General features: G+C 71.3%; 20 protein-coding genes. 7 read left to right on the top strand and 13 right to left on the bottom strand.

Going from position 1 to position 22,970, the window contains the following annotated elements; translation table 11 throughout:
- Positions 1-65: 65 nt before the first annotated feature.
- From galK to IE107_RS21815, 8 genes are all read right to left on the bottom strand, one after another.
- Complete coding sequence (galK, locus tag IE107_RS21850; RefSeq protein ID WP_189545530.1) at positions 66-1,232, bottom strand: galactokinase; 1,167 nt, start codon at positions 1,230-1,232, stop codon at positions 66-68.
- On the bottom strand, positions 1,229-2,209 hold the full coding sequence (gene galE, locus IE107_RS21845) for a UDP-glucose 4-epimerase GalE (protein ID WP_189545529.1): 981 nt from the start codon (positions 2,207-2,209) through the stop codon (positions 1,229-1,231). Before galE ends, galK begins: the two co-directional genes overlap by 4 nt.
- Positions 2,206-3,249 (bottom strand): galactose-1-phosphate uridylyltransferase, encoded by a 1,044-nt coding sequence (gene galT, locus IE107_RS21840; protein ID WP_189545528.1) that lies wholly within the window; start codon positions 3,247-3,249, stop codon positions 2,206-2,208. The genes galE and galT overlap by 4 nt, the downstream gene beginning before the upstream one ends.
- Positions 3,250-3,391: 142 nt before the next feature.
- Positions 3,392-4,084, bottom strand: a complete 693-nt coding sequence (locus IE107_RS21835; protein ID WP_189545527.1) for a helix-turn-helix transcriptional regulator — start codon at positions 4,082-4,084, stop codon at positions 3,392-3,394.
- A gap of 301 nt (positions 4,085-4,385) precedes the next feature.
- Positions 4,386-6,284: an outer membrane protein assembly factor BamB family protein gene (locus IE107_RS21830; protein ID WP_189545526.1), complete on the bottom strand. Its 1,899-nt coding sequence runs from the start codon at positions 6,282-6,284 to the stop codon at positions 4,386-4,388.
- Between the two features lie 133 nt (positions 6,285-6,417).
- Complete coding sequence (locus tag IE107_RS21825) at positions 6,418-8,199, bottom strand: outer membrane protein assembly factor BamB family protein (RefSeq protein ID WP_189545525.1); 1,782 nt, start codon at positions 8,197-8,199, stop codon at positions 6,418-6,420.
- A gap of 246 nt (positions 8,200-8,445) precedes the next feature.
- Complete coding sequence (locus IE107_RS21820; RefSeq protein ID WP_189545524.1) at positions 8,446-10,206, bottom strand: outer membrane protein assembly factor BamB family protein; 1,761 nt, start codon at positions 10,204-10,206, stop codon at positions 8,446-8,448.
- A 108-nt stretch (positions 10,207-10,314) separates the two neighbouring features.
- Positions 10,315-12,132 (bottom strand): ABC-F family ATP-binding cassette domain-containing protein, encoded by a 1,818-nt coding sequence (locus IE107_RS21815; RefSeq protein WP_189545523.1) that lies wholly within the window; start codon positions 12,130-12,132, stop codon positions 10,315-10,317.
- 150 nt (positions 12,133-12,282) lie between these two features.
- Between IE107_RS21815 and IE107_RS21810 the strand changes: the two genes are divergently transcribed.
- Together IE107_RS21810 and IE107_RS21805 are read left to right on the top strand one after the other, a co-directional pair.
- On the top strand, positions 12,283-12,534 hold the full coding sequence (locus IE107_RS21810) for a type II toxin-antitoxin system Phd/YefM family antitoxin (protein ID WP_189545522.1): 252 nt from the start codon (positions 12,283-12,285) through the stop codon (positions 12,532-12,534).
- Positions 12,531-12,791, top strand: a complete 261-nt coding sequence (locus tag IE107_RS21805) for a Txe/YoeB family addiction module toxin (protein WP_189545521.1) — start codon at positions 12,531-12,533, stop codon at positions 12,789-12,791. The genes IE107_RS21810 and IE107_RS21805 overlap by 4 nt, the downstream gene beginning before the upstream one ends.
- Here the strand turns inward: IE107_RS21805 and IE107_RS21800 are convergent.
- The 5 genes from IE107_RS21800 to rsmI all read right to left on the bottom strand — a co-directional run bounded on the left by IE107_RS21800 (position 12,779) and on the right by rsmI (position 17,021).
- Positions 12,779-13,678, bottom strand: a complete 900-nt coding sequence (locus tag IE107_RS21800) for a 4-(cytidine 5'-diphospho)-2-C-methyl-D-erythritol kinase (RefSeq protein WP_189545520.1) — start codon at positions 13,676-13,678, stop codon at positions 12,779-12,781. The two genes, IE107_RS21805 and IE107_RS21800, sit on opposite strands and share 13 nt — an antisense overlap.
- The gene (gene rsmA / locus IE107_RS21795; RefSeq protein WP_189545519.1) at positions 13,675-14,598 is read right to left on the bottom strand and encodes a 16S rRNA (adenine(1518)-N(6)/adenine(1519)-N(6))-dimethyltransferase RsmA; all 924 of its coding nucleotides are present in this window, start codon (positions 14,596-14,598) and stop codon (positions 13,675-13,677) included. Before rsmA ends, IE107_RS21800 begins: the two co-directional genes overlap by 4 nt.
- Positions 14,599-14,646: 48 nt before the next feature.
- Entirely contained in the window at positions 14,647-15,513 is an 867-nt protein-coding gene (locus IE107_RS21790; RefSeq protein WP_189545518.1) for a TatD family hydrolase, read from the bottom strand.
- 80 nt (positions 15,514-15,593) lie between these two features.
- Entirely contained in the window at positions 15,594-15,962 is a 369-nt protein-coding gene (locus tag IE107_RS21785) for a hypothetical protein (protein WP_189545517.1), read from the bottom strand.
- A 171-nt stretch (positions 15,963-16,133) separates the two neighbouring features.
- Positions 16,134-17,021, bottom strand: a complete 888-nt coding sequence (gene rsmI, locus IE107_RS21780) for a 16S rRNA (cytidine(1402)-2'-O)-methyltransferase (protein WP_189545516.1) — start codon at positions 17,019-17,021, stop codon at positions 16,134-16,136.
- A gap of 181 nt (positions 17,022-17,202) precedes the next feature.
- On the opposite strand from rsmI, the gene IE107_RS21775 reads away from it, so the two are divergent.
- From IE107_RS21775 to IE107_RS21755, 5 genes are all read left to right on the top strand, one after another.
- Complete coding sequence (locus IE107_RS21775; RefSeq protein ID WP_189545515.1) at positions 17,203-18,969, top strand: dolichyl-phosphate-mannose--protein mannosyltransferase; 1,767 nt, start codon at positions 17,203-17,205, stop codon at positions 18,967-18,969.
- Positions 18,970-19,129: 160 nt separating this feature from the next.
- Positions 19,130-20,764, top strand: coding sequence for a penicillin-binding transpeptidase domain-containing protein (locus IE107_RS21770; RefSeq protein WP_189545514.1), 1,635 nt, complete (start codon positions 19,130-19,132; stop codon positions 20,762-20,764).
- Between the two features lie 59 nt (positions 20,765-20,823).
- Entirely contained in the window at positions 20,824-21,324 is a 501-nt protein-coding gene (locus IE107_RS21765) for a YbaK/EbsC family protein (protein WP_189545513.1), read from the top strand.
- Positions 21,321-22,172 (top strand): EamA family transporter, encoded by an 852-nt coding sequence (locus IE107_RS21760; RefSeq protein ID WP_189545512.1) that lies wholly within the window; start codon positions 21,321-21,323, stop codon positions 22,170-22,172. Before IE107_RS21765 ends, IE107_RS21760 begins: the two co-directional genes overlap by 4 nt.
- Before the next feature lie 201 nt (positions 22,173-22,373).
- Positions 22,374-22,961 (top strand): RICIN domain-containing protein, encoded by a 588-nt coding sequence (locus tag IE107_RS21755; protein ID WP_189545511.1) that lies wholly within the window; start codon positions 22,374-22,376, stop codon positions 22,959-22,961.
- Positions 22,962-22,970: the final 9 nt, after the last annotated feature.

Here is a 22,970-nt window from a genome sequence, read left to right as displayed (position 1 = left end):
GGTGCGTGTTCCGTCCTGCGACAGGAGTGGGCGCAGAGCGGCGCACCGCGCCGGGCCGACGGGGCTCAGCCGAGCCTGCGGGCACCCGCCGAGGGCACGGCCGGGAAGATCCGCGGTGTCGCGTGGCCCGCCGCGGCGAACGCCTCCAGGACGGACTTGGCGACCATGTCCGCCTGCTCCTCCTCCACCAGCACGATCGCCGAGCCGCCGAATCCGCCTCCGGTCATCCGCGCGCCGAGCGCCCCGGCCGCGACCGCCGCCGACACCACCAGGTCCAGCTCCGGGCAGGAGACCCGCAGATCGTCGCGGAGCGAGGCGTGCCCGGCGTCGAGGACCGGGCCCGCGGCCCGCACGTCACCCGCGTCGAGCAGGGCCATGACCTGCTCGACCCGCTGGTTGTCGCTGACCACATGGCGTACGTAGCGCACCACGGACTCGTCGACGCCGGACCCGGCCAGGGTGTCCAGGGCCGCGCCGAGGCTGTCGTACGGCACCTCGCGCAGCGTCCGTACGCCGAGCGCCGCCGCGCCCGCCTCGCAGCCGGCCCGCCGCTCCGCGTACGCGCCGTCGCCGAGGGCGTGCTTGACCTGGGTGTCGACCACGAGCAGCCGCAGCCCGCCCGCGGCCAGGTCGAAGGGGACCTGGCGCATGGTGAGGTCGCGGGTGTCCAGGTGGAGGGCGTGGCCCTCGGTGCAGCAGGCGGAGGCCATCTGGTCCATGATCCCGCACGGCACACCCACGAAGGCGTTCTCCGCGCGCTGGCCGAGAACCGCCAACTCCTGTGCCGAGAGCCCGAGTTCGAAGAGGTCGTTCAGGGCGAACGCGGTGACGACCTCCAGCGCGGCGGAGGAGGACAGGCCCGCGCCGGTGGGGACGGTGGAGGTGAGCTGGATGTCCGCGCCGGTGACCGGGTGGCCGGCCTCGCGCAGCGCCCAGACGACCCCGGCCGGGTACGCCGCCCAGCCGTGCCCCTGCTGCGGGGCCAGCTCGTCGATCCGGAGCCGGACGACGCCGCCGGGCACATCCGTCGAGTGGAGCCGCAGCTCGCCGTCGGCGCGGCGGGCGACGGCCGCGCGTGCGGTGTGCGGCAGGGCGAGCGGCATCACGAAGCCGTCGTTGAAGTCGGTGTACTCGCCGATCAGGTTGACCCGGCCGGGGGCCGCCCAGATACCTTCGGGCGCACGCCCGTACAGCTCGGTGAAGGAGGCGGTCAGTTCACTGTTCTCGGTCATGGGGCGGTGGGCTCCTCTCGGCGGGCGAACGTCCAGGCGTCGGTGACGATTCCGGTGAGATCGGCGCGGGACGGCGACCAGCCGAGCCGCTCCCTGGCCGTGGCGGCGGAGGCGACCAGCACGGCGGGGTCACCGGCGCGGCGGGGGGCCGCGGTCTCCGGGACGGGGTGGCCGGTGACCTCGCGGACGGTCTCGATGACCTCGCGCACCGAGAAGCCGTTGCCATTGCCGAGGTTGCAGATCAGGTGCTCGCCCGCGGTGGCCGCGTCCAGGGCCAGCAGGTGGGCCTCGGCGAGGTCGGCGACATGGATGTAGTCGCGGACGCAGGTGCCGTCGGGGGTCGGGTAGTCGTCGCCGTACACCGAGATCGACTCGCGCCGGCCGAGTGCCACCTGGAGGACCAGCGGGATGAGGTGCGATTCGGGGCTGTGCCGCTCCCCGCAACTGCCGTACGCACCGGCCACGTTGAAGTAGCGCAGCGAGACAGCGGCCAGTCCGTGCGCGGCCGCCTCGCCGGTGATCATGTGGTCGACGGCGAGCTTGGTGGCGCCGTAGGGGTTGGTGGGCGCGGTCGCGTCGGACTCGGTGATGGGGGTGGTGGCCGGCTCGCCGTAGGTGGCGGCGGTGGAGGAGAAGACCAGGGTGCGCACGCCGGCGTCGCGCATCGCGGCGAGCAGCGCGACGGACCCGCCGACGTTGTTCACCCAGTACTTCTCCGGGTCGGTGACGGACTCGCCGACCTGGGAGTAGGCGGCGAAGTGCAGCACCCCGTCGTAGGAGCGGTCCAGCCACTTCGCCGCGTCCTGGATCCGGCCCTCGATGAACTCGGCCCCGGCCGGGACGCCCTCCCGGAACCCGGTCGAGAGGTCGTCGAGAACGGTGACCGCGTGCCCGGCCTCCAGCAGGTGCTGGGCGACCACGCTGCCGACGTATCCCGCGCCGCCCGTGACCAGGTACTTCTTCTGGGGCTTGCTCACTCGCTCGCTACCTCTCGCAGTCGCTGGGCCGCGGCCTCCGGCGGCACATCGTTGATGAACACGTTCATGCCGGATTCGGAACCCGCGAGGAACTTCAGCTTGCCGGAGGTACGTCGGATGGTGAAAAGCTCCAGATGGAGCCCGAAGTCCTCCCGCCCGGGGACCCCGAACGGGGCCTGGTGCCAGGCCGAAATGTACGGGGTCGGCGGCTCGCCGGGGCCGAAGATCCGGTCGAATCGCCTCAAGAGTTCCAGATAGACCTGTGGGAACTCCGTGCGCGCGGCCTCGTCGAGCTCCCGCAGGTCGGGGACGCGGCGGCGGGGGTGGAGGTGGACCTCGTACGGCCAGTGCGCGGCGTACGGCACGAAGGCGACCCAGTGCTCGCCGTCGATGACGATCCGGGAGCCGTCCGCCTCCTCGCGGGCCACCACGTCGTCGAAGAGGTTTCCGCCGGTCTCGGCGCGGTGGGCCGCCATGGAGCGGAACATCAGCTCGGTGCGCGGGGTGACGAAGGGGTACGCGTAGATCTGGCCGTGCGGGTGGCCGAGCGTGACGCCGATCTCGGCGCCCCGGTTCTCGAAGCAGAACACCTGCTTGACCTGCGGGAGTTCGGCAAGTTCGGCGGTGCGGTCGGTCCATGCCTCCAGGACCAGGGCGGCCTGCTCCTCGGTGAGGTCGGCGAAGGACGCGTCGTGGTCGGAGGTGAAACAGACGACCTCGCAGCGGCCGGAGTCACCGGCGAGCGAGGGGAAGCGGTTCTCGAAGACGGCGACGTCGTAGTCGGCCTCGGGGATCTCGCTGTGCCGCCCGTCCCGCGAGGGGCAGAGCGGGCACTCGTCGGCCGGCGGGTGGTAGATGCGGCCCTGACGGTGCGAGGCGATGGCGACGCTGTCCCCGAGGAAGGGGTCGCGGCGGATCTCGGACGAGGTCGAGACGGCGTCGAGGGGGCGCCGGTCGACGGCATCCCGTACGACATCGTCACGGCTGTCGTAATAGAGCAGCTCCCGGCCGTCGGCGAGCGTCGTGACCGTCTTCTTCACCAGATTCCTCCAAACATAACCAAACACAATGAACCACAACTCAACAAACGCGTCAACGAGTGATCCCCGCCGGGCGGCATGGACCGTCGCTCGTCCGGCGTTCAGGTGTCCGGTTGCGTGTGGAGTGGAGGGGAGGGGTGGCTCAGCGGGTCGGCCGCGCCGGCCCGTCGGCCGGTGCCGCGCGGTCCAGCAGCCCCGTGCGGGCCGCGAGTGCCGCTGCCTCCAGCCGGGAGCCGACGCCCAGCTTCATCAGCACCCGCTGCACATGCGTGCGCGCGGTGCTCGGCGCGATCCGCATCCCGGCCGCGATCAGCCGGGTGTCCTCCCCCTCGGCGACCCGCACCAGGACCTCGATCTCACGCGGGGTGAGCATCTGGAGCAGCCGCTGCCCCTCGTCGTCCGGGGCCGCGGTGGGATTGAGCAGTTCGGCGAAGGCACCCTGGAGGAGTTGCGGCGCCACCGCCGCCTCTCCGGCGCGCGCCTTGATCATCGCCCGTTCCACGCCCTCCATGCGCTCGTCGTGGCGGACGTATCCCGCGGCGCCGGCCGCGAAGGCCGCCGCGATCCCGCGCGGGCTGGGCACCGGTCCGAGCACCACCACGGCCACCTGCGGGCGCTCGCGCCGAATCCGTACGATCGGGTCGAAGGCGCCGGGTTCGGCGGGCGCCGAGGTGCCGAACAGGCAGACCTCCGGGGCCCTGCTGACCACCAGCTCCGCCGCGCCCGAGGTCGGGGCGGCCGCCGCGAGGACGCGATGGCCCCGCAGCTTCAGTGCCGAGGCCAGCGCCTCGGCGAGCAGTCTGTGATCATCGACCACCATCAGCCGCACGCCCATCGAGCACACCCCCGTAGCACCGGCACACCGGGCCCCCCGGCCTTCCTGACCCGGCAAGCTACACGCTTGCTCGACGCCATGGGCGCCTTAGCGCCAAAAGGCTCCGGAACGTCGAATCCGCGTGCGTTCAGGCCCGGTTGATGGTGCGTCATGTCGTCATGCCCGACTGTCACCGTTGCGATCTGCCCGTCGGCCGTCACGGATCGCTTTCCGGGGGGTAGGCAGGCGCCCGAGTTCCCGAACGCGCGCGGGGGTGGTGTCCGCAGACCGGACACCACCCCCGCGCACATGCGGCTCGTTCTCAGTCCCTGCTGAAGCTGACCACCAGTCGGCGGCTCTCGTCGAGCGAGCCGTGGGGCTTGCTGACCATCGTGCTGGCCAGGTACAGGTGCCCGTCGCGGTAGCGGAACTCGGAGTAGTCCGGCGTGAAGCTGGTCTCCGCGTCCCGGATGGACCCGTCGCTCGGGTTCTCCATCAGCACCGTCTGCTTGAACGTGGCGCCGTCGATGGAGACGACCTGGCCGCCCTTGTCGTACGGGGGGACCCGGTAGGCGATGATGTCGCCGCCGTCCATGCCGATCGGGAACATCGTGTAGCGGTTGCCCGCGTCGGCCCGGTCGCTGGTCGGCTTGCCGGTGGTGAGGTCGAAGGAGACGATCTCGTTGGTGTTGCCGTACTCTCCGGTGCCCTCGTGATCCTCGGTCGGCACGTAGATCCGGTTGTTGCCGACGGCCAGCTGGCTGCAGCTCTCGACCTCGGTGGAGGCACAGCGCGCCGCGTACTTCTCGCCGTCCGCCGCGATCCTGGTGAGCAGCTTGCCGGTGGAGGCGTCGATGGAGAAGAAGTCCGAGATGCCGCTGCCGTCACCGGCGGTGTCGCCGACATCGGCCGCGACGACCAGCGGCTTGGTGGAGACGATGCTCGCGTAGTCGACGCCGGGCGGCATCTTGTACGAGGAGAGCGGGGCCCCGGTGGTGGGGTTCAGCGCCTGGACGACGAGTTGCGGGTCGTCGTACGTGCCGCACTTGCGGACCACCGCGAGGGCCTCGCCGCCGCCGTACCCCTTGTCGTAGCAGCCGTCGGTGGTGGCCTTGGGCTTCCAGCGCTCGGCGCCGGTGTTCAGGTCGAAGGCGGCGCCGCCCTCGGTTCCGCCCGCGGCGACCGTGGTGCCGCTGAGGGTGATCTCGTCGAACCTGACCGCCGCGTCACCGCTGGTGGCCGCGGTCACCGACTTGCTCCACATCAGCTTGCCGGTCTTCAGGTCGATCGCGCCGACCTGGTTGCACGGCGGGTACTTGGCCGCCTTGCTCGGCTTGCTCTGCTCGAAGGCGATCGCGGTCTTGTAGTCCTTGGACATGTGCCGCGAGGCGGCGCAGACCTGGCCCGCCAGCGGGATGGACCAGAGCTTGGTGCCCTTGGCCGGGTCGTAGGCGACGATCTCGTTCAGACCGGTCTTCACGTACGCCTTGTCGGTCAGCCAGGAGCCGTCGACCTTGGTGACGTCGGTGACCTTCGGCAGCGGCAGCTGGAAGGCGACCTTGGACTTGGGGTCCGCGGGTGCCTTCTCCGTGCCGGCGCCGTCGGGGGCGGCACCGCCCTCGTTCTCGCCGTCCTTGCCCTCGGTGGAGCCGCTGGACGAGGAGGCCTGGTCCTTCTTGTCGCCGTCGCCGGAGGAGGCGTACCAGATGCCGCCCCCGACGATCAGCACCACGGCGACCGAAGCGGCGACGATGATCTGCATCTGGGTGGAGAGCTTCTTGCCGCCGTTCCCGTTCTGCGGCGGCTGCGGCGGCTGCTGCATCGGCGTGGTCGCGTAGCCGTAGCCCTGCAGCGGCGGCTGGCCGGGCGGCAGGCCCTGCGGGAATCCGTAGCCCTGCTGCGGATTGCCGGGCACGGGTGCCTGCGGGTAGCCGTAACCGGGCTGCGGGGGCTGGTTCTGCGGGTAGCCGTAGCCCGGCTGTCCACCCTGCGGATAGCCGTACCCGGGACCCGGCTGCTGCGGGGCCCCGGCGGGCGGCTGGGCGTCCGCGGGCGGTGGTGTCGGAGCGCCGAATCCGCCTGCGGGCGGGGTGGCCGGCTGCTTGCCCAACGGGTCGGCGGGCGGCGGGGTCGGGGCGCCGAATCCACCCGGCGGGGGATCCTGCGGGGCGCCGAATCCGCCCTGGGGCGGATCGTTGGGCGGCTGGGGCGGCTGCGTCATGGCGTACGTACCTCTGGGGAAAGGGAGTCGGTGGGACGGGACCGGCGGCGGTCGGTCGTACTCCGGCCGCCGCCGGTCATGGGCCGTGGGGCTCCGACGGCCGGGAACTGCCGTCGAAAGGCTTTGTGAGCCGTCAGTTGCCGAAGGCCATCATGGTCTTCGTCTCCAGCTCTTCCTTGTCGTTCCTGGCGCTGACCCGGCCACTCGCGATGAAGGAACGGCCGCCCGCGTAGACGATCTTCGAGTTGTAGAAGTCGTTCTCGATCTCGGCCGTCGACGCGGGGTGCTGGAGCAGCATCCGCGGGGCGCCGCCGGTCGGTGCGAGGGTGGCGATGCCGCCGCCCTTCTCGTAGCCGGACTCCACGTAGAGCAGCACGTTGCCGCCCTCCATGCGCAGCGGCTTCACCGTGCGCTCGGCCGGGGCCGCGGCCTTCCACTTGGGCTTGCCGGTGTTCAGGTCGAACGCCACGACCTTGTTCGTACGGGCGGTGCCGCTGGAGTCCGGAGCGGTCGCCATGTAGAAGGTGTTGGCGTCGGCGGCGACCCCGGTGCAGCCGTCGAGGGACTTGCCGAAGATGGCGAAGGCGCTGCCGCAGTCCGGTGCGAACTTGTCACCCTTGTCGCTGACGATGCCCGAGCGGAGGGTTCCGTTCTGCTTCAGCGACAGGACGCTCCACTCCTTGTCCTTCTTCAGCGAGACCACCAGCGGGTTCACCGAGTAGACCCGGTCGATCTCCCAGCCGCGCTTGGGCTGGTACGTCCACCGGGGCTTGCCGGTGGCCGGATCGAGTTCCTGGATCTGGTGCTGCGGATTGTCGACGTCGCCGGTGCGGCAGTTGGAGGCGGCGATCAGCTTGGCCCCGCCGGCGAAGGCGAACGGCTGGCAGTTGCCCGACGGCTTGCCGAACAGTTCCTTGCCGTCGCTGACCCGGTAGGCGTTGGAGTTCCCGGTGCGCCCGACCGTCACGGTGTCGCCGCTGATGGCCAGCGAGATGTCGGACAGGAAGTCCCAGGTGCCGTTCTTCTTGATCGACTTCTTCCAGCCGGCCTTGCCGGTGTTGAGGTCGATCATCTGGAGATCCGCGCAGTCCGCCTTGTCGGTGGTGCCGTTCTTGACCCCGATGACGATCTTGCCGTTGTCCGCGGTCTGCGCGGGCGCCGCGCACAGGTCGGCGGGCAGCTTGAGGGTCCACTTCTGCTTGCCGTCGGCCACCGAGTAACCGGAGACCGAGCGGTACATGCCCTTGACGATCGTGTCGCCGGCCACCCAGGGGCCGTACACATCGGCGCCGTTGCGCGGCAGGTCGATGTCGTTCTTCTGGAGCCAGAGGACCTTCGCCTCGCCGGCCTTGCGCCCGGCGTTGAGGTCGTCACCGGTGCCGCGGCCCTCGCCGTCGCCCTCGCCGCTGCCCTCGTTGACGGAGGGCGAGGTGCTCGGCTCGGCGTCCCCGCTCTCCTTCGCGATCGGCTTCTTGTCGTCGTCGCCCCCGCTCGTGGCGAGGAAGATCCCGCCGCCGATCACCAGGAGCGCGGCGGCCGCGGCACCGATGACGAGGGCGGGCTTGCGCTTGGAGGAGCCACCGCCCGGACCGCCGGGGGCCGGTGCGCCGGGGTACTGCTGCTGCGGGTGGCCGTAACCGGGCTGCTGACCGTACGGGCCCGGCTGCTGACCGTACGGGCCCGGCTGCTGGGCGTAGGGCCCCGGCTGCTGGCCGTACGGTCCGGGCGCCTGGCCCGGCTGCCGCGGGTAGCCGTAGCCGGGGGCCTGGCCCGGCGGCTGACCGGGGGCCTGCGGGTAGCCGTAGCCCGGCTGGGCGGGCGGCGGGCCCTGGGGCGGCTGAGGACTACCCGGCGGCGGTTCCTGCGGCGCGCCGAAGCCTCCCTGCGGCGGTTGCTGGCTGGGCGGCTGGGTCATCAGCACGTCCCCCTTCGTGCGGTCCGGTACCCGTTCCGTTCTCCCCCGCGATTCCGCGGAACCCCACGGGGCCGAAACCCCCTGAACTTCCCGGAAAGGAGCGAATCGGGCATGGATCCCGCGGTGTTACGACAGTCGAGCGGGGCTTCTTTGTACCACCCGCAACACCTCGGGCACCGGGTCGGTCCACCCCCTGTTCCCAAGGGAGAACCGCCCCGTAATGCCTCCGTTACGCCTCAGTACCCGTCAGTTGCCGAAGGCCACGATCGACTTCATCGTCTTCTCCGCCTCGTCGTCGATCCCGCTGATCCTCGTGGCCACGAGGAAACTGCGCCCGTCCCGATAGGCGACCCGGGAGAAGGAGGAGAAGCCCCTTTCGACGTCGTCGGCGGCCGCCGGGTGCCGCAGCACCATCTGCGGCGTACCACCGGTCGGCGGGAGGGACGCGATTCCCCCGCCCTTGTTCTTCGCCGCCGACAGATACATCAGCAGCCTGCCGCCCTCCATCCGCATCGGCATCAGCGTCTGACCGGCCGGCGCCGCGGCCTTCCACTTGGCCCGGCCGGTGTCCAGATCGAAGGCCACGACCTTGTTGCTGGGGTTGCGGGCCGCCACATCGGGCTTCGTCGCCAGGTACACCGCCCGGTCGTCGGCCGCGACACCGATGCAGTTGTCGAGATTCTTGTTCACGGCGATGAGGTCGTCGTCGCACGCCGTCACGTAGTCCTCGGTGCCACCGACCAGTTGGGAGCGGTAGGTGCCGTTCTCGTTGAGCACGACGATCGCCCACTTGTCCTCTTGCTTCAGCGAGACGACCAGGGGGCTCACCGAGTAGAACTGCGCGACCTGCCAGCCCTTCTTGACCGGGTACGTCCACTGGACCTTGCCGGTGACCGGGTCGATCCGCTGCACCTGCTGTTCCTTGTGGTCGTCGGCCGCCGTCTGACAGCTGGTGGCGGCGATCGCCACGGGACCGCTCGCGAAGCCGAACGGCTGGCAGTTTCCCGGCAGTTTCCCGAAGAGCGCCTTGCCGTCCGCGACCCGGAAGGCATCCGTCCTGCTGGTGCGCCCCACGGTCACGGTGTCGCCGTTGATCGCCATCGCGACGTCGGAGAGCCCGTCCCAGGCGCCCAGGCGCTTGTACGTCTTGTGCCAGCCGGCCTTGCCGGTCGTGAGGTCGACCATCTGGAGCGCGTCGCAGGACGCCTGGTTCCCATGGCCGGACTTGACCCCGAGGACGATCTTGCCGTCGGCGGTGGGCTGCGAGGGCGCCGCACACAGCTCCGCCGGCATGCGAAGGCTCCACTTCTGGCGGCCATCGGTGACCGAGTAACCGGAGAGCGTGTGGAACATGGCCTTGACGATGGTGTCGCCGACGATCCAGGGGCCGTACACGTCCGAGCCGTTGCGCGGCAGGTCGACGCCGCCCTCCTGGAGCCAGAGGACCTTCGACTCGCCCGGCTTGCGCTTGGCGTTGAGTGCGTCGGCCTCCGGACGGAGGTCTCTCGGACCCTGGTCCTTGCCTTTGGACTTGCCACTGCCGGTGGGCGAGACGTCCGGCCCGGGGGTGGCGCTCTTCTTCGCCGTGGGCTCCGTCCCGTCGCCGCCCCCGCTAGTGGCCAGCCAGACGCCACCCCCGGCCAGCAGCACCACCGCGAGCGCGGCCGTGACGACCGCCCCGCGCCTGCCCCGGAAGAACCCTCCGCCACCGCCGCCCGCTGGACCACCGGGCTGCGGTGGCGACGGCACTCCGTAGGGACCGGGCTGCGAGGGCACGCCGTACGGACCGGGCTGGGCGGGAGCGTTGTACGGACCGGGCTGGGCGGGCGGCGGCCCGTACGGACCGGGCGGCTGCGCGGGCGGGCCGTACGGGCCCGGGGGCTGCGTGCCGTACGGACCGGCGGTCTGGCCGGATGGCTGGGCCGGCGGCCCGTACGAACCGGGCTGGGGTTCGTACGGAGCCCCGAAGCCTCCCTGCGGCGGTTGCTGGCCGGGCGGCTGGGTCATCAGCACGTCCCCCTTCGTGCGGACGGGTCCGGCTTCCGCGCCGGGCAAGGTTTCTTTCTATCACCCGCCCCACGGGCCCCGGCCGTCACACCTGACGTGCCATAACGGTCAGGCGTCCTCGGCCAGTTCCAGCCAGCGCATCTCCAACTCGTCCCGCTCGGCGACCAGTTCGCGCAGCTGGGCGTCGAGCCCGGCCACCTTCTCGAAGTCCGTGGCGTGCTCCGCGATCTGTGCGTGCAGCGTGGTCTCGCGGGTGGAGATCTTGTCGAGTTGCCGCTCGACCTTCTGGAGCTCCTTCTTCGCCGCGCGGGCGGCCTGCGGGGAGAGGGCCGAGACCGGTGCGACCGTCTCCTTGGCCGGGGCGGGTGCGGCGGAGGGCGTGGCCACCTCCTCCATCCGCTGCCTGCGCTCCAGGTACTCGTCGATCCCGCGCGGCAGCATCCGCAGTGTGCGGTCGCCGAGCAGCGCCATCACCCGGTCCGTGGTCCGCTCGATGAAGAACCGGTCGTGGGAGATCACGACCATCGATCCGGGCCAGCCGTCGAGGAGGTCCTCCAGCTGGGTCAGGGTCTCGATGTCCAGGTCGTTGGTGGGCTCGTCGAGGAAGAGGACGTTCGGCTCGTCCATCAGCAGGCGCAGGATCTGGAGCCGGCGCCGCTCACCGCCCGAGAGGTCGCCGACCGGGGTCCACTGCTTCTCCTTCGAGAAGCCGAACTGCTCGCAGAGCTGGCCCGCGGTCATCTCGCGGCCCTTGCCGAGGTCGACCCGGTCCCGCACCTGCTGCACCGCTTCGAGCACCCGCAGGTTCGGGTTCAGCTCGTGAACCTCCTGGGAGAGGTAGGCCAGCCTGACGGTCTTGCCGACGACGACCTTCCCGGCGGCGGGCTGTGCGTCGCCCTGGGTGCGGGCCGCCTCGGCGAGCGTCCGCAGCAGCGAGGTCTTGCCCGCGCCATTGACCCCGACCAGGCCGATCCGGTCGCCGGGGCCGAGCTGCCAGGTGAGGTGGGTGAGCAGCGTCTTGGGGCCGGCCTGGACGGTCACGTCCTCCAGGTCGAAGACGGTCTTGCCGAGCCGGGCGTTGGCGAACTTCATCAGCTCGCTGGTGTCGCGCGGCGGCGGCACGTCGGCGATCAGCTCGTTGGCGGCCTCGATGCGGTAGCGCGGCTTGGAGGTGCGGGCGGGGGCGCCGCGGCGCAGCCAGGCCAGCTCCTTGCGCATCAGGTTCTGCCGCTTGGCCTCCTCGGTCGCGGCGATCCGCTCCCGCTCGGCCCGTGCGAAGACGTAGTCGCTGTAGCCGCCCTCGTACTCGTGGACCGTGCCGCGCTGGACATCCCACATGCGGGTGCAGACCTGGTCGAGGAACCAGCGGTCGTGGGTGACGCATACGAGCGCGGAGCGGCGGGCCTGCAGATGGCCGGCCAGCCAGGAGATGCCCTCGACGTCGAGGTGGTTGGTCGGCTCGTCGAGGACGATGAGGTCCTGCTCGGCGATGAGGAGCTTGGCCAGCGCGATCCGGCGCCGCTCGCCGCCGGAGAGCGGGGCGATGACGGTGTCCAGGCCGTGCTCGAAGCCCGGCAGGGCCAGCCCGCCGAAGAGCCCGGTGAGCACGTCGCGGATCTTGGCGCTGCCCGCCCACTCGTGGTCGGCGAGATCGCCGATCACCTCGTGGCGGATGGTCGCCCGCGGGTCGAGCGAGTCGTGCTGGGTGAGGACGCCGAGCCGCAGCCCGCCGCTGTGGGTGACGCGTCCGCTGTCAGCCTCCTCCAGCCGGGCGAGCATCCGGATGAGCGTCGTCTTGCCGTCGCCGTTGCGGCCCACGACACCGATCCGGTCTCCCTCGGACACCCCGAGGGACACTCCGTCGAGCAGGGCACGGGTGCCGTACACCTTGCTGACCTGCTCGACATTGACCAGATTGACGGCCATTTCACTCCTGCCCGGAAGGATCGATCGACTTCCCAGGGTACGGGGCCCGGGGGCGGGTTTCCTCGGGCGGCCTTGCCTTCCGGTCACCTCGTACGTACATTTTTCTGTACGTACAACTTCCTGTACGCGGACTCATGCCGGGAGGCGAGTATGCGAACCATGACCTACACGGAATCGCGCGCCAAGTACGCGGAGACCCTGAGCGCTGTCGTCAACGACCGCGAAGAGGTCATAGTGACGCGCGCCGGCCACGAGCCCGTGGTGATCGTGGCTCTCGACGAGTACGAGTCCCTCAAGGAGACGGCCTACCTGTACCGCAGCCCGGAGAACGCGCGTCGCGTCCTGGCGGCAATCGACGATCTCGAGAACGGTGGCGGCGAGGTACGGGAGCTCCTCGAATGAAGCTCATCTGGCACGAATCCGCATGGGCGGACTACGTGTGGTGGCAGACCCAGGACCGGAAGGTCCTGAAGCGGATCAACACCTTGCTCCAGGACGTCGTCCGCAACGGGAACGAGGGCATCGGCAAGCCGGAGCCCCTGCGGCATGGTTTCCACGGCTACTGGTCCCGCAGGATCAGCGAGGAACACCGGCTCATCTACCGCGTGGTCGAGGACGAGGTACGCATCGTCTCGTGCCGCTACCACTACGGCCGCTGAACCGTCGCCCCCGGCGCCGGGGAGACCGCGGTCCGTGCGTTCCTGCACGTGCCCGAGGTGAGCAGGGCCTCGGCGACCTTGCGGGCCGACTCCTCGTCCGCCACCAGGAACGCGGTGGTCGGCCCGGAGCCCGAGACCAGGGCGGCCAGGGCGCCGGCCGCGGTGCCCGCGGCGAGGGTGTCGGCGAGCGAGGGGCGCAGGGAGAGCGCGGCCTGCTGGAGGTCGTTGGAGAGCGCCTCGGCGAGCGCGGTGGTGTCACCGGCGCGCAGGGCGGCCAGGAGCACCGGGGAGGCTTCCGGCTCGGGGACGTCGGTGCCCGCCGTGAGCCGGTCGAACTCGCCGTAGACGGCCGGGGTGGAGAGCCCGCCGTCGGCGACCGCGAAGACCCAGTGGAAGGTGCCGCCCACGTCGACCGGGGTCAGCCGCTCACCGCGCCCGGTGCCGAGGGCGGCGCCGCCGACCAGGCTGAACGGGACGTCGCTGCCCAGCTGGGCGCAGATGGCGAGGAGTTCGTCCCGGCCGGCGCCGGTGGACCAGAGGGCGTCGCAGGCCAGCAGCGCCGCCGCGCCGTCGGCGCTTCCGCCCGCCATGCCGCCCGCGACGGGGATGTCCTTGGCGATGTGGATGTGCACATCGGGTGCGATGCCGTGCCGCTCGGCCAGCGCGATCGCGGCGCGGGCGGCGAGGTTCGTCGCGTCCAGCGGGACCTGGGCGGCGTCCGGGCCGGAGCAGGTGATCCGCAGCCCGTCGGCGGGGGTGACGGTGACCTCGTCGTACAGGCCGACGGCGAGGAAGACATTGGCCAGGTCGTGGAAGCCGTCGGGGCGCGGGGCACCGACCGCGAGCTGGACGTTGACCTTGGCGGGTACGCGGACGGTGACGCTCACTCACCACTCCCGGAGGGCTTGTTCTCGGCAGCCCCGGAGGGCTCGGTCCCGGCAGCCCCGGAGGGCCTGTGCTCGGCGATGGCGGCGAACTCCTCGACCGTCAGCGACTCGCCGCGGGCCTGCGGCGGGATCCCGGCCGCGACCAGGGCCGCCTCGGCGGCGGGCGCGGAGCCCGCCCAGCCGGCCAGGGCCGCCCGCAGCGTCTTGCGGCGCTGGGCGAAGGCCGCGTCGACGACCGCGAAGACCTCGGCCCGGCTCGCCTTCGTCGCGATCGGCTCGGTGCGCCGGACCAGGGAGACCAGGCCGGAGTCGACGTTCGGGGCGGGCCAGAAGACGTTGCGGCCGATGGAACCGGCCCGCTTGACCTCCGCGTACCAGTTGGCCTTCACCGACGGCACGCCGTAGACCTTGTTGCCCGGCCGCGCGGCCAGCCGGTCGGCGACCTCGGCCTGGACCATGACCAGGGTGCGCTCGATGGACGGGAAACGCTCCAGCATGGTCAGCAGGACCGGCACGGCGACGTTGTACGGCAGGTTCGCGACCAGCGCGGTCGGCGCCGGTCCGGGCAGCTCCCGGACCAGCATCGCGTCCGAGTGCACCAGGGCGAACCGGTCGGCGCGCCCCGGCATCCGGGCCGCGACGGTGGACGGCAGCGCACCCGCCAGCACGTCGTCGATCTCGACGGCGACGACCCGGTCCGCCGCCTCCAGCAGCGCCAGGGTCAACGAGCCGAGCCCGGGGCCGACCTCGACGACGACGTCGTCCGGGCGGACCTGAGCCGTCCGTACGATCCGGCGGACCGTATTGGCGTCGATGACGAAGTTCTGACCGCGTTGCTTGGTCGGGCGTACGCCCAGCGCGGCGGCCAGCTCGCGGATGTCTGCGGGGCCCAGGAGGGCATCGGGCTCAGTGGTGCTCACCTGTAAAGCGTAAGGGCCCTCGCGGTTCGCGCCCGCCGCCCCTGCCGCTCAGTAGTCGAAGGCCCGTGCCGTGTTGTCCGCGATCGCCGCCGCCAGGGTGTCCTCGTCGATCCCCTTCACCTCGGCCATCGCACGCAGTGTGACGGGGATGAGGTAGGGCGCGTTGGGCCGCCCCCGGTACGGCGCGGGCGTCAGGAACGGCGCGTCCGTCTCGACCAGGACCAGCTCCGTCGGGGCGACGGCCAGGGCGTCCCGCAGCGGCTGGGCGTTCTTGAAGGTGACGTTGCCCGCGAAGGACATGAAGTACCCGGCGTCCGCGCAGATCCGGGCCATGTCGGCATCGCCGGAGTAGCAGTGGAACACGGTCCGCTCGGGGGCGCCCGCGTCGGCGAGGACGCGCAGCACGTCCGCGTGTGCCTCGCGGTCGTGGATGACCAGCGCCTTGCCGTGCCGCTTGGCGATCTCGATGTGGGCCCGGAAGGACTCCTCCTGGGCGGCGATGCCCTCGGGACCGGTACGGAAGTAATCGAGCCCGGTCTCGCCGACACCGCGTACGTGGTCGAGCGCGGCCAGCGCGTCGATCTCCGCGAGCGCGTCGTGCAGCGCCGCCGTGCCCCCCGCTGCCCGCGCCCCCTGGCGCGCGGTGCCGTCGGGATCTCCGTGCACGATGCGCGGTGCCTCGTTGGGGTGCAGGGCGACCGCCGCGTGCACGTTCGGGTGCGCGGCGGCGATCCCGGCCGCCCAGCGGGAGCCGGGCACGTCGCACCCCACCTGGATCACCGTGGTCACATTGACCGCCGCGGCCCTGGCCAGGCCCTCCTCGACGGTCGCGTCCTGCATGTCCAGGTGGGTGTGCGAATCGGCGACCGGTACCCGGAGGGGTTCGGGCAGCGGCGGGGCTTCGGTACGGCTCATGACGACGATCGTACGAGGGCCGCGCCGGTGCGCCCGGCCCGCGGTTCGACCGGCGGGCCTGCCTCCGGTGACCGGTGGGCCTACCTCCGGTGGAAGGGGTGCAGGAGGTCGGACAGGTGCCAGTGGTGTCCCGTGCCCGCGGGAGCGGCGTCCGCGCCCTCGCCGTCCTGGACCGCCGGCCGGGCCGGCCGGGAGTTGTGGAGCAGCTGCTGGACGGTCGAGACCCGGCCGGCCCGCATGATCCGGATCACGTGTCCGCCGCAGTTCGCGCAGCTGGGCCTGGACAGGGGGGAGGGAACCCGTTCCCCGTCCGCCTTGTATATGACGAAGGCGTTGTCGGAACCGTCGACGTGGTGCTCTATCTCGTAGGCCTGTTCCCAGCCGTGTCCGCACCTCATGCAGGCGAAGGCGTACGCCTCGTGTGCGGTGGTTGCTGCGATCTCGCTCATGCCCGCTCCTTTGTCCGCCGGACAGGCACTCCGGGCCATCGCTCCGGAGCATGCGTCCCTGCCCCAGTGGACGCCTTTACCGGCAGGAACGCATCGGGCCCTGTCGACTGTTGGAGCGCTTTTGGCCTGCTCGTGGCAGAAAGGCCCAATACGCGGCTCTCGCTTTGCTTTTCACGCCGGTCCTTTGCCTTCCGCTGGACCGGTTCGCGCCGCGTTCTTTGCCGCGACGACCGCGTCGAACACTTCGCGCTTGGGCAGCCCGGCGTCGGCGGCCACGGCCGCGATCGCCTCCTTGCGCCGCTCCCCCGCCTCCTCGCGCACCCGCACCCTGCGCACCAGTTCCTCGGCGTCCAGTTCCTCGGGCCCGGATTCGGCCGCGCCCTCGACGACGACGGTGATCTCGCCGCGCACCCCTTCGGCCGCCCAGGCCGCCAGCTCGCCCAGCGGGCCGCGCTTCACTTCCTCGTACGTCTTGGTCAGCTCCCGGCACACGGCGGCCCTGCGGTCGGCGCCGAAGACCTCGGCCATCGCGGCGAGGGTGTCGTCGAGCCGGTGCGGGGCCTCGAAGAAGACCATGGTGCGGCGCTCGTCGGCCACCTCGCGCAGCCGGCCGAGCCGTTCGCCCGCCTTGCGGGGCAGAAAGCCCTCGAAGCAGAAACGGTCGACGGGCAGCGCGGACAGGGCGAGCGCCGTCAGCACGGCGGACGGGCCGGGGACCGCGGTGACCTTGATGTCCTTCTCCACGGCGGCGGCCACGAGCCGGTAACCGGGGTCGGAGACGGACGGCATCCCGGCGTCCGTGACCAGCAGGACACGGGCGCCGCCGGTCAGCGCCTCGACGAGTTCGGGCGTACGGGCCGACTCGTTGCCCTCGAAGTAGGAGACGACCCGCCCCGTGGTGTGGATGCCGAGCGCCTGCGTGAGGCGGCGCAGCCGCCGGGTGTCCTCGGCGGCGACCACGTCCGCCGTCTCCAGCTCGGCGGCGAGGCGCGGCGGGGCGTCCGCCACGTCGCCGATGGGGGTTCCTGCGAGTACCAGCGTTCCAGTCGTTCCAGTCACGGAGCCATCCTCCCAGCACGGGCGACGGTGCTGGTGCCGTGACCGGCAATGCTTGCCCGGAAGGAGCGTCGTCCGGTGCGTACGAGCACAAGGCGGACGAAAGCGTGCGTGCTGGGCGGCGCGACGGGGCAAGGCTTGCCGGGAAGGCCACTCGCACAGATGCGTTCCCTACGATGGCGCGGTGACGAGTACAGCGCCCGAAGCCCGGCCGGGCCAAGACGCCGGGGAACCGCACGGCGAAGAACCGACCTCCTGGCAGCAGCGGCTGCGCCGCTTCGGCCATTCGCCCCGGCCCGGGATCGGGCTGCGCGAGCGGCTCGTCCCGCCGTACACCCGGCCCGGCGCCCAGCTGTGGGCGGTGCTCGGGATCTCCCCGCCGATGGCCGGGCGGCTGGCGCGGTGGGCGGCCTGGGGCGGTCCGCTGCTGGTGGCGCTGGTCGCCGGGGTGCTGCGGTTCTGGAATCTGGGCAGCCCGCACGCGCTGATATTCGACGAGACGTACTACGCCAAGGACTCCTGGGCCCTGATCAACCAGGGGTACGAGGGCGACTGGCCCAAGGACATCGACAAACTCATCCTCCAGGACCCGTCGAAGGTGCACGTCCCGGTGGAGCCGGGCTATGTGGTGCACCCGCCGGTCGGCAAGTGGATCATCGGGCTCGGTGAGCACTTCTTCGGGTTCACGCCGTTCGGCTGGCGGTTCATGGTGGCGGTGCTCGGCACGCTGTCGGTGCTGATGCTGTGCCGGATCGGCCGGCGGCTGTTCCGCTCGACGTTCCTGGGCTGCCTGGCGGGCACCCTGCTCGCCGTCGACGGTCTGCACTTCGTGATGAGCCGCACCGCGCTGCTCGACCTGGTGCTGATGTTCTTCGTGCTGGCGGCGTTCGGCGCGCTCCTGATCGACCGCGACTGGGCGCGGCGCAGATTCGCCGCGGCGCTGCCGGTCGACGAGGAGGGGGTGCTGCGCCCCGACGCGGAGATCGCGGAGCGGCTGCGGCTCGGCTGGCGTCCGTGGCGGATCACCGCGGGCCTGATGCTGGGGCTGGCCTTCGCCACCAAGTGGAACGGCCTGTACATCCTGGCCGCGTTCGGGCTGATGACGGTGCTGTGGGATGCGGGCGCCCGGCGCACCGCGGGCGCGGTCCATCCGTATCTGGCGGTGCTGAAGCGGGACCTGCTGCCGGCCTTCGTCTCGACGGTCCCGGTCGCGATCCTCACGTACCTGGTCTCGTGGACCGGCTGGATCGTCACCGGCAAGGGCTACTACCGCAACTGGGCGCAGACCGACGGCCGGGGCGGGAACTGGACGTGGCTGCCGGACTGGCTGCGCAGCCTGTGGCACTACGAGTACCAGGTCTACGAATTCCATGTGCACCTGACGTCCGGTCACACGTACCAGTCCAATCCCTGGAGCTGGATCGTGCTCGGCCGGCCCGTCTCGTACTTCTGGGAGGAGGAGTCGGGCTGCAAGGCGTCGGAGACCGGCAAGTGCGCGCGCGAGGTGCTGGCGATCGGGACGCCGCTGCTGTGGTGGGCGGCGTGCTTCGCCCTGGTGTACGTGCTGTGGCGGTGGTTCTTCCGACGCGACTGGCGGGCGGGCGCGATCGCCTGCGGGGTCGCCGCGGGCTGGCTGCCCTGGTTCTTCTACCAGGAGCGGACGATCTTCCTCTTCTACGCGGTCGTGTTCGTGCCGTTCCTGTGTCTGGCGGTGACGATGATGATCGGCGCGATGCTGGGCCCGGCGGCCGGGACGGGGACGAAACGGGAGCTGGGCCTGATGAGCGGCGATCCCTCGGGGGAGCGCCGGCGGACGCTGGGCGCGATCGCGGCGGGCGTCCTGGTCCTGCTGATCATCTGGAACTTCATCTACTTCTGGCCGATCTACACGGGCACACCGATTCCGGACGGGTCGTGGCGGGACCGGATGTGGCTGGACACCTGGATCTGACGGGAGCGCGTCGTCCGGGTGTGTCCGGATCGACGTGCTCACGCCGCACATATCGCGTTCCGATAACAACTGTCCCGGCCCTCATCACCGTCCCGTAGGGTGCGCAGCAGCATCCCCTTGAACGCGTTCAAGGGGGCTCCTGGGGAGGGGGACTGCAGGCATGCGCAGTGGAGCGAAGGTTGCGATAGTCGGCGGAGTGTTCGCGGTCGTGGTCGGCGGGGTGGGCTACGGGGCGTACAACGTCCTGGACGGACTGGGCGGCGGGGGCGGCGGTACGGACGGCAAGCCCACCTCCGCCGAGGTGAGGACGGGCCCGGTCACCGAGGCGGAGATCGACGAGGCGTCGAAGGAGTTCCTGAAGGCCTGGGCGAGCGGCGACCCGGACACCGCGTCCCAGCTCACCAACAACGCGGCCGAGGCCGAAGCGGCCCTCACGGGCTATCGCGAGAGCGCCCATGTCACCGAGGCGGTGATCACCCCGGGCCCCGCGGTCGGCTCGAAGGTGCCGTACACGGTGCGGGCGACCGTCTCCTTCGAGGGCAGGTCCAAGCCCTGGTCGTACTCCTCCGAGCTGAGCGTGGTGCGCGGACTGACCACCGGCAGGCCCCTGGTGGACTGGTCCCCCACCGTGATCCACCCGGACCTGACGGACGGCGCGTCGCTCAGAACGGGCGAGGCGGCGGCCCCGTCGATCGAGGCCCTCGACCACAGCGGCAAGGAGCTCACCAAGGAGAAGTACCCCTCCCTGGGCCCGATCCTGGACGCACTGCGCGAGAAGTACGGCGAGAAGGCCGGCGGCACCGCGGGCATCGAGACCCGGATCGAGAGCGCGGACGCGGGCAGCCCGGACAAGACCCTGCTGACCCTCACCAAGGGCAGGCCGGGCGAGCTGCGGACCACCCTGGACGCCGGCGCCCAGGCGGCGGCCGAGGCGGCCGTGAAGAAGTACAGCCAGGCCTCGGTGGTCGCGGTCCAGCCGTCCACCGGCGCGATCCGCGCGGTCGCCAACAATCCCGCCACCGGTTTCAACGCGGCGATGCAGGGCAAGCAGGCGCCCGGTTCGACGCTGAAGATCGTGACCGCGGCGATGCTGATCGAGAAGGGCCTGGCGTCGTCCGGCCAGAAGATCGAGTGCCCGCCGACCGCGACGTACTACGGCCGCACCTTCAAGAACCTGGACGGCTTCTCCATTCCGGCCGGCACCCTGACGACCAGCTTCGCGCGCTCCTGCAACACGGCCTTCATCAAGCTGATCGACGACACGAAGGACGACGCGGCGCTCGCCAAGGAGGCCCGCGAGGTCTTCGGGATCGGCCTGGACTGGCAGACCGGCGTCGTGTCCTTCGACGGCAGCGTGCCCGAGGAGACCCAGGGCGAGGCGGCAGCGCAGTACATCGGCCAGGGCACGGTCCAGATGAACGCCCTCAACATGGCGTCCATCACCGCCACCGCGAGGACCGGCACCTTCCGCCAGCCGGTCATCGTGTCCCAGGAGCTCGACGGGCGGCCGATCGCCACCGCTTCCCGCTCACTGCCCCCGTACGTCTCGCAGCAGCTCACCGACATGATGCGCCAGACCGCGAGTTGGGGCACCGGCAAGGCCGCGATGGCGTCGGTCGGCGGCGACAAGGGCGCCAAGACCGGCTCGGCGGAGGTGGACGGACAGACCACGTCCAACAGCTGGTTCACCGGCTTCAGCAACGACCTGGCCGCCGCCGCGGTGGTCCAGTCCGGCGGCCACGGCGGCGACGCGGCGGGCCCGGTGGTCGCGGCGGTGCTGCGCGCAGGACCGTGAGACACGGCCCGTGGAATCACGTCGCGTGCTCCGTGCGGGGTTCGCTAGCGTGCGGGGGCATGAGCACTCCTGACGCCACCACCGCCGCCGAAGCCCACCCCCGATTCGCCGAGGCCCTGCGGGAGCTGGGACTCGATGTCGAGGTCCGCCGGTTCCCCGAGGCCACCCGTACCGCCGCCGAGGCCGCCGCCGCGATCGGCTGCGAGCTCAGCGAGATCGCCAAGTCGCTGATCTTCGAGGCCGACGGGGTCCCCGTGCTGGTCCTGATGGACGGCTCCTCGCGCGTCGATGTGGAGCTCGTACGCGCGGAGCTGGGCGCCGGGAAGGTCAAGCGGGCCGGGGCCGAACTGGTCCGGGAGACGACCGGGTACGCGATCGGCGGCGTACCGCCCTTCGGGCACCGTACGAGGACCCGGGTGCTGGCCGACCGCGGGCTGCTGGACCACGACGTGGTGTGGGCGGCGGCGGGCACCCCGCACACCGTCTTCCCGCTCGACCCCAAGTCGCTGATCGGGCACGCCGGCGGAATCGTGGTGGACGTGCGCGAGCAGTCGAATTGACACCGCTGGTCGCGTTCGCGGTCCTGATCGCGGCGGTCACGCACGCCAGTTGGAACGCGATCGCGCACGCGATCAAGGACCAGCTCCTCTCCTTCACCCTGATCTCCGGCGGCGGGCTGCTGATCGGCGCGTCGGGCGCTCTCCTCGTGCCGTTCCCGGCGGCCGCGGCCTGGCCGTATCTGCTGGTCTCGGCCGCTCTCCATGTGGCGTACATGCTGCTGCTGATGCGGTCGTTCACCCTGGGCGACTTCGGGCAGATGTACCCGATCGCCCGGGGTACGGCGCCGCTGGTGGTGACGGTCCTCGCCGCGGTCTTCGTCGGCGAGCGCCCGGACCGCTGGGCCACCGCCGGGGTCACGGTGGCCTCGGCGGGGCTCGTCGGGCTGGCCCTCTGGGGCATCCGGGGCTCGGGCCGCCGCCCGGACTGGCCGGCCCTGCTCGCCGCCCTCGCGACCGGCCTGGCCATCGCCGCGTACACCACGGTGGACGGCGTCGGAGTACGCGCCTCCGGCAGCCCGCTCGGCTACATCGCCTGGCTGATGATCCTGGAGGGGCTGGCCATCCCCGCCTGCGCGCTGTACCGGCGCCGGGGCGAACTCGTCGCACAGCTGAAGCCGTACGCCGCCCGCGGGCTGCTGGGCGCGGCCCTGTCGGTGACCGCGTACGGCCTCGTCCTGTGGGCCCAGACGCGGGCGGCGCTGGCCCCGATCGCGGCCCTGCGCGAGTCGTCGATCATCGTCGGAGCGGCCATCGGGACGCTGTTCTTCAAGGAGCGGTTCGGCGCACCGCGCATCGCGGCGGCCGGGCTGATGGTGGTTGGCATCGGGCTGATGCTGCACGCGAGTTGAGCGGTGCGACGCATCTGGTTACCGAGCCTGCGACCGTTGTGCAAGGCGTTCCGGGCGGGAAAGAACCGATGGAGTGAAAAGGCGCCGGTGCACCCGAGCTTGATCGTTTCTGCGGGATACCGGACTGCTTGGATGCGCACGTCTCGCACCCGCGGACGTCCATGCACCGAGACGTCCATGCACCGAAAGGGACACCTCTCCATGTCCAAGCGCAATCATCCTGCAAGGGTTCTCGCCGCGGCCCTTCTCACTGCGACTGCCGTCGCGGCGGCCGGCGCGGCACCGGCCTCTGCCGCCCCCACCCCCAACACCGACCTGATCAACAAGATGGACGGGAGCCGACTGGCGTTGCTCAGCAACAGCACCGGCGAAGGCGCCACCGCCATCACCCTGCGCGACCCCGGATGGAACTACAGCACCGAGCGGTGGGAGCGTGACGTATCCGCCTGGCAGGCGGACGCCCCCAACACCTACACGGTCGTCCTCAGGAACGAGGCCGCGAACAAGTGCCTCCAGCCCAGTGCCGCGACGCCGCAGCGAGGGACCACGGTCGTCGTCCGCACCTGTGACGGCTCGCGGCTGCAGAAGTGGAGCATCTACCCCGAAAAGGTCGGTGACAGCTACACGGGCTGGTGGATGTACCGGCCCGTGGTCGACAAGAAGCTCGCCCTCAGCCTGAACAGGTACCACGACGGCAGCTGGGACACCCTCTACCTGAACATCGCACAGCCCAGCTCCGACCGGCTGTGGCGCAGCGCGGTCAACGACACCCCCGTGGCCAACGGCTAGTGCTCCAGC

The sequence above is a fragment of the Streptomyces gelaticus genome, assembly GCF_014649535.1.
Lineage (GTDB): Bacteria > Actinomycetota > Actinomycetes > Streptomycetales > Streptomycetaceae > Streptomyces > Streptomyces gelaticus.
The sequence above is the reverse complement of the archived record's forward strand: the minus strand, read 5'-3'. Positions and strand labels throughout refer to the sequence as shown.

What these genes read in the sequence shown, in the direction of transcription:
- IE107_RS21765 (WP_189545513.1), top strand. Translation starts at nt 20,824, where the DNA reads ATGAGCACTCCTGACGCCACCACCGCCGCCGAAGCCCACCCCCGATTC.
- IE107_RS21825 (WP_189545525.1), bottom strand. Translation starts at nt 8,199, where the DNA reads ATGACCCAGCCGCCCAGCCAGCAACCGCCGCAGGGAGGCTTCGGCGCG.
- IE107_RS21805 (WP_189545521.1), top strand. Translation starts at nt 12,531, where the DNA reads ATGAAGCTCATCTGGCACGAATCCGCATGGGCGGACTACGTGTGGTGG.
- IE107_RS21770 (WP_189545514.1), top strand. Translation starts at nt 19,130, where the DNA reads ATGCGCAGTGGAGCGAAGGTTGCGATAGTCGGCGGAGTGTTCGCGGTC.
- IE107_RS21815 (WP_189545523.1), bottom strand. Translation starts at nt 12,132, where the DNA reads ATGGCCGTCAATCTGGTCAATGTCGAGCAGGTCAGCAAGGTGTACGGC.
- IE107_RS21820 (WP_189545524.1), bottom strand. Translation starts at nt 10,206, where the DNA reads ATGACCCAGCCGCCCGGCCAGCAACCGCCGCAGGGAGGCTTCGGGGCT.
- IE107_RS21835 (WP_189545527.1), bottom strand. Translation starts at nt 4,084, where the DNA reads ATGGGCGTGCGGCTGATGGTGGTCGATGATCACAGACTGCTCGCCGAG.
- IE107_RS21810 (WP_189545522.1), top strand. Translation starts at nt 12,283, where the DNA reads ATGCGAACCATGACCTACACGGAATCGCGCGCCAAGTACGCGGAGACC.
- IE107_RS21830 (WP_189545526.1), bottom strand. Translation starts at nt 6,284, where the DNA reads ATGACGCAGCCGCCCCAGCCGCCCAACGATCCGCCCCAGGGCGGATTC.
- IE107_RS21785 (WP_189545517.1), bottom strand. Translation starts at nt 15,962, where the DNA reads ATGAGCGAGATCGCAGCAACCACCGCACACGAGGCGTACGCCTTCGCC.
- IE107_RS21790 (WP_189545518.1), bottom strand. Translation starts at nt 15,513, where the DNA reads ATGAGCCGTACCGAAGCCCCGCCGCTGCCCGAACCCCTCCGGGTACCG.
- IE107_RS21755 (WP_189545511.1), top strand. Translation starts at nt 22,374, where the DNA reads ATGTCCAAGCGCAATCATCCTGCAAGGGTTCTCGCCGCGGCCCTTCTC.
- galK (WP_189545530.1), bottom strand. Translation starts at nt 1,232, where the DNA reads ATGACCGAGAACAGTGAACTGACCGCCTCCTTCACCGAGCTGTACGGG.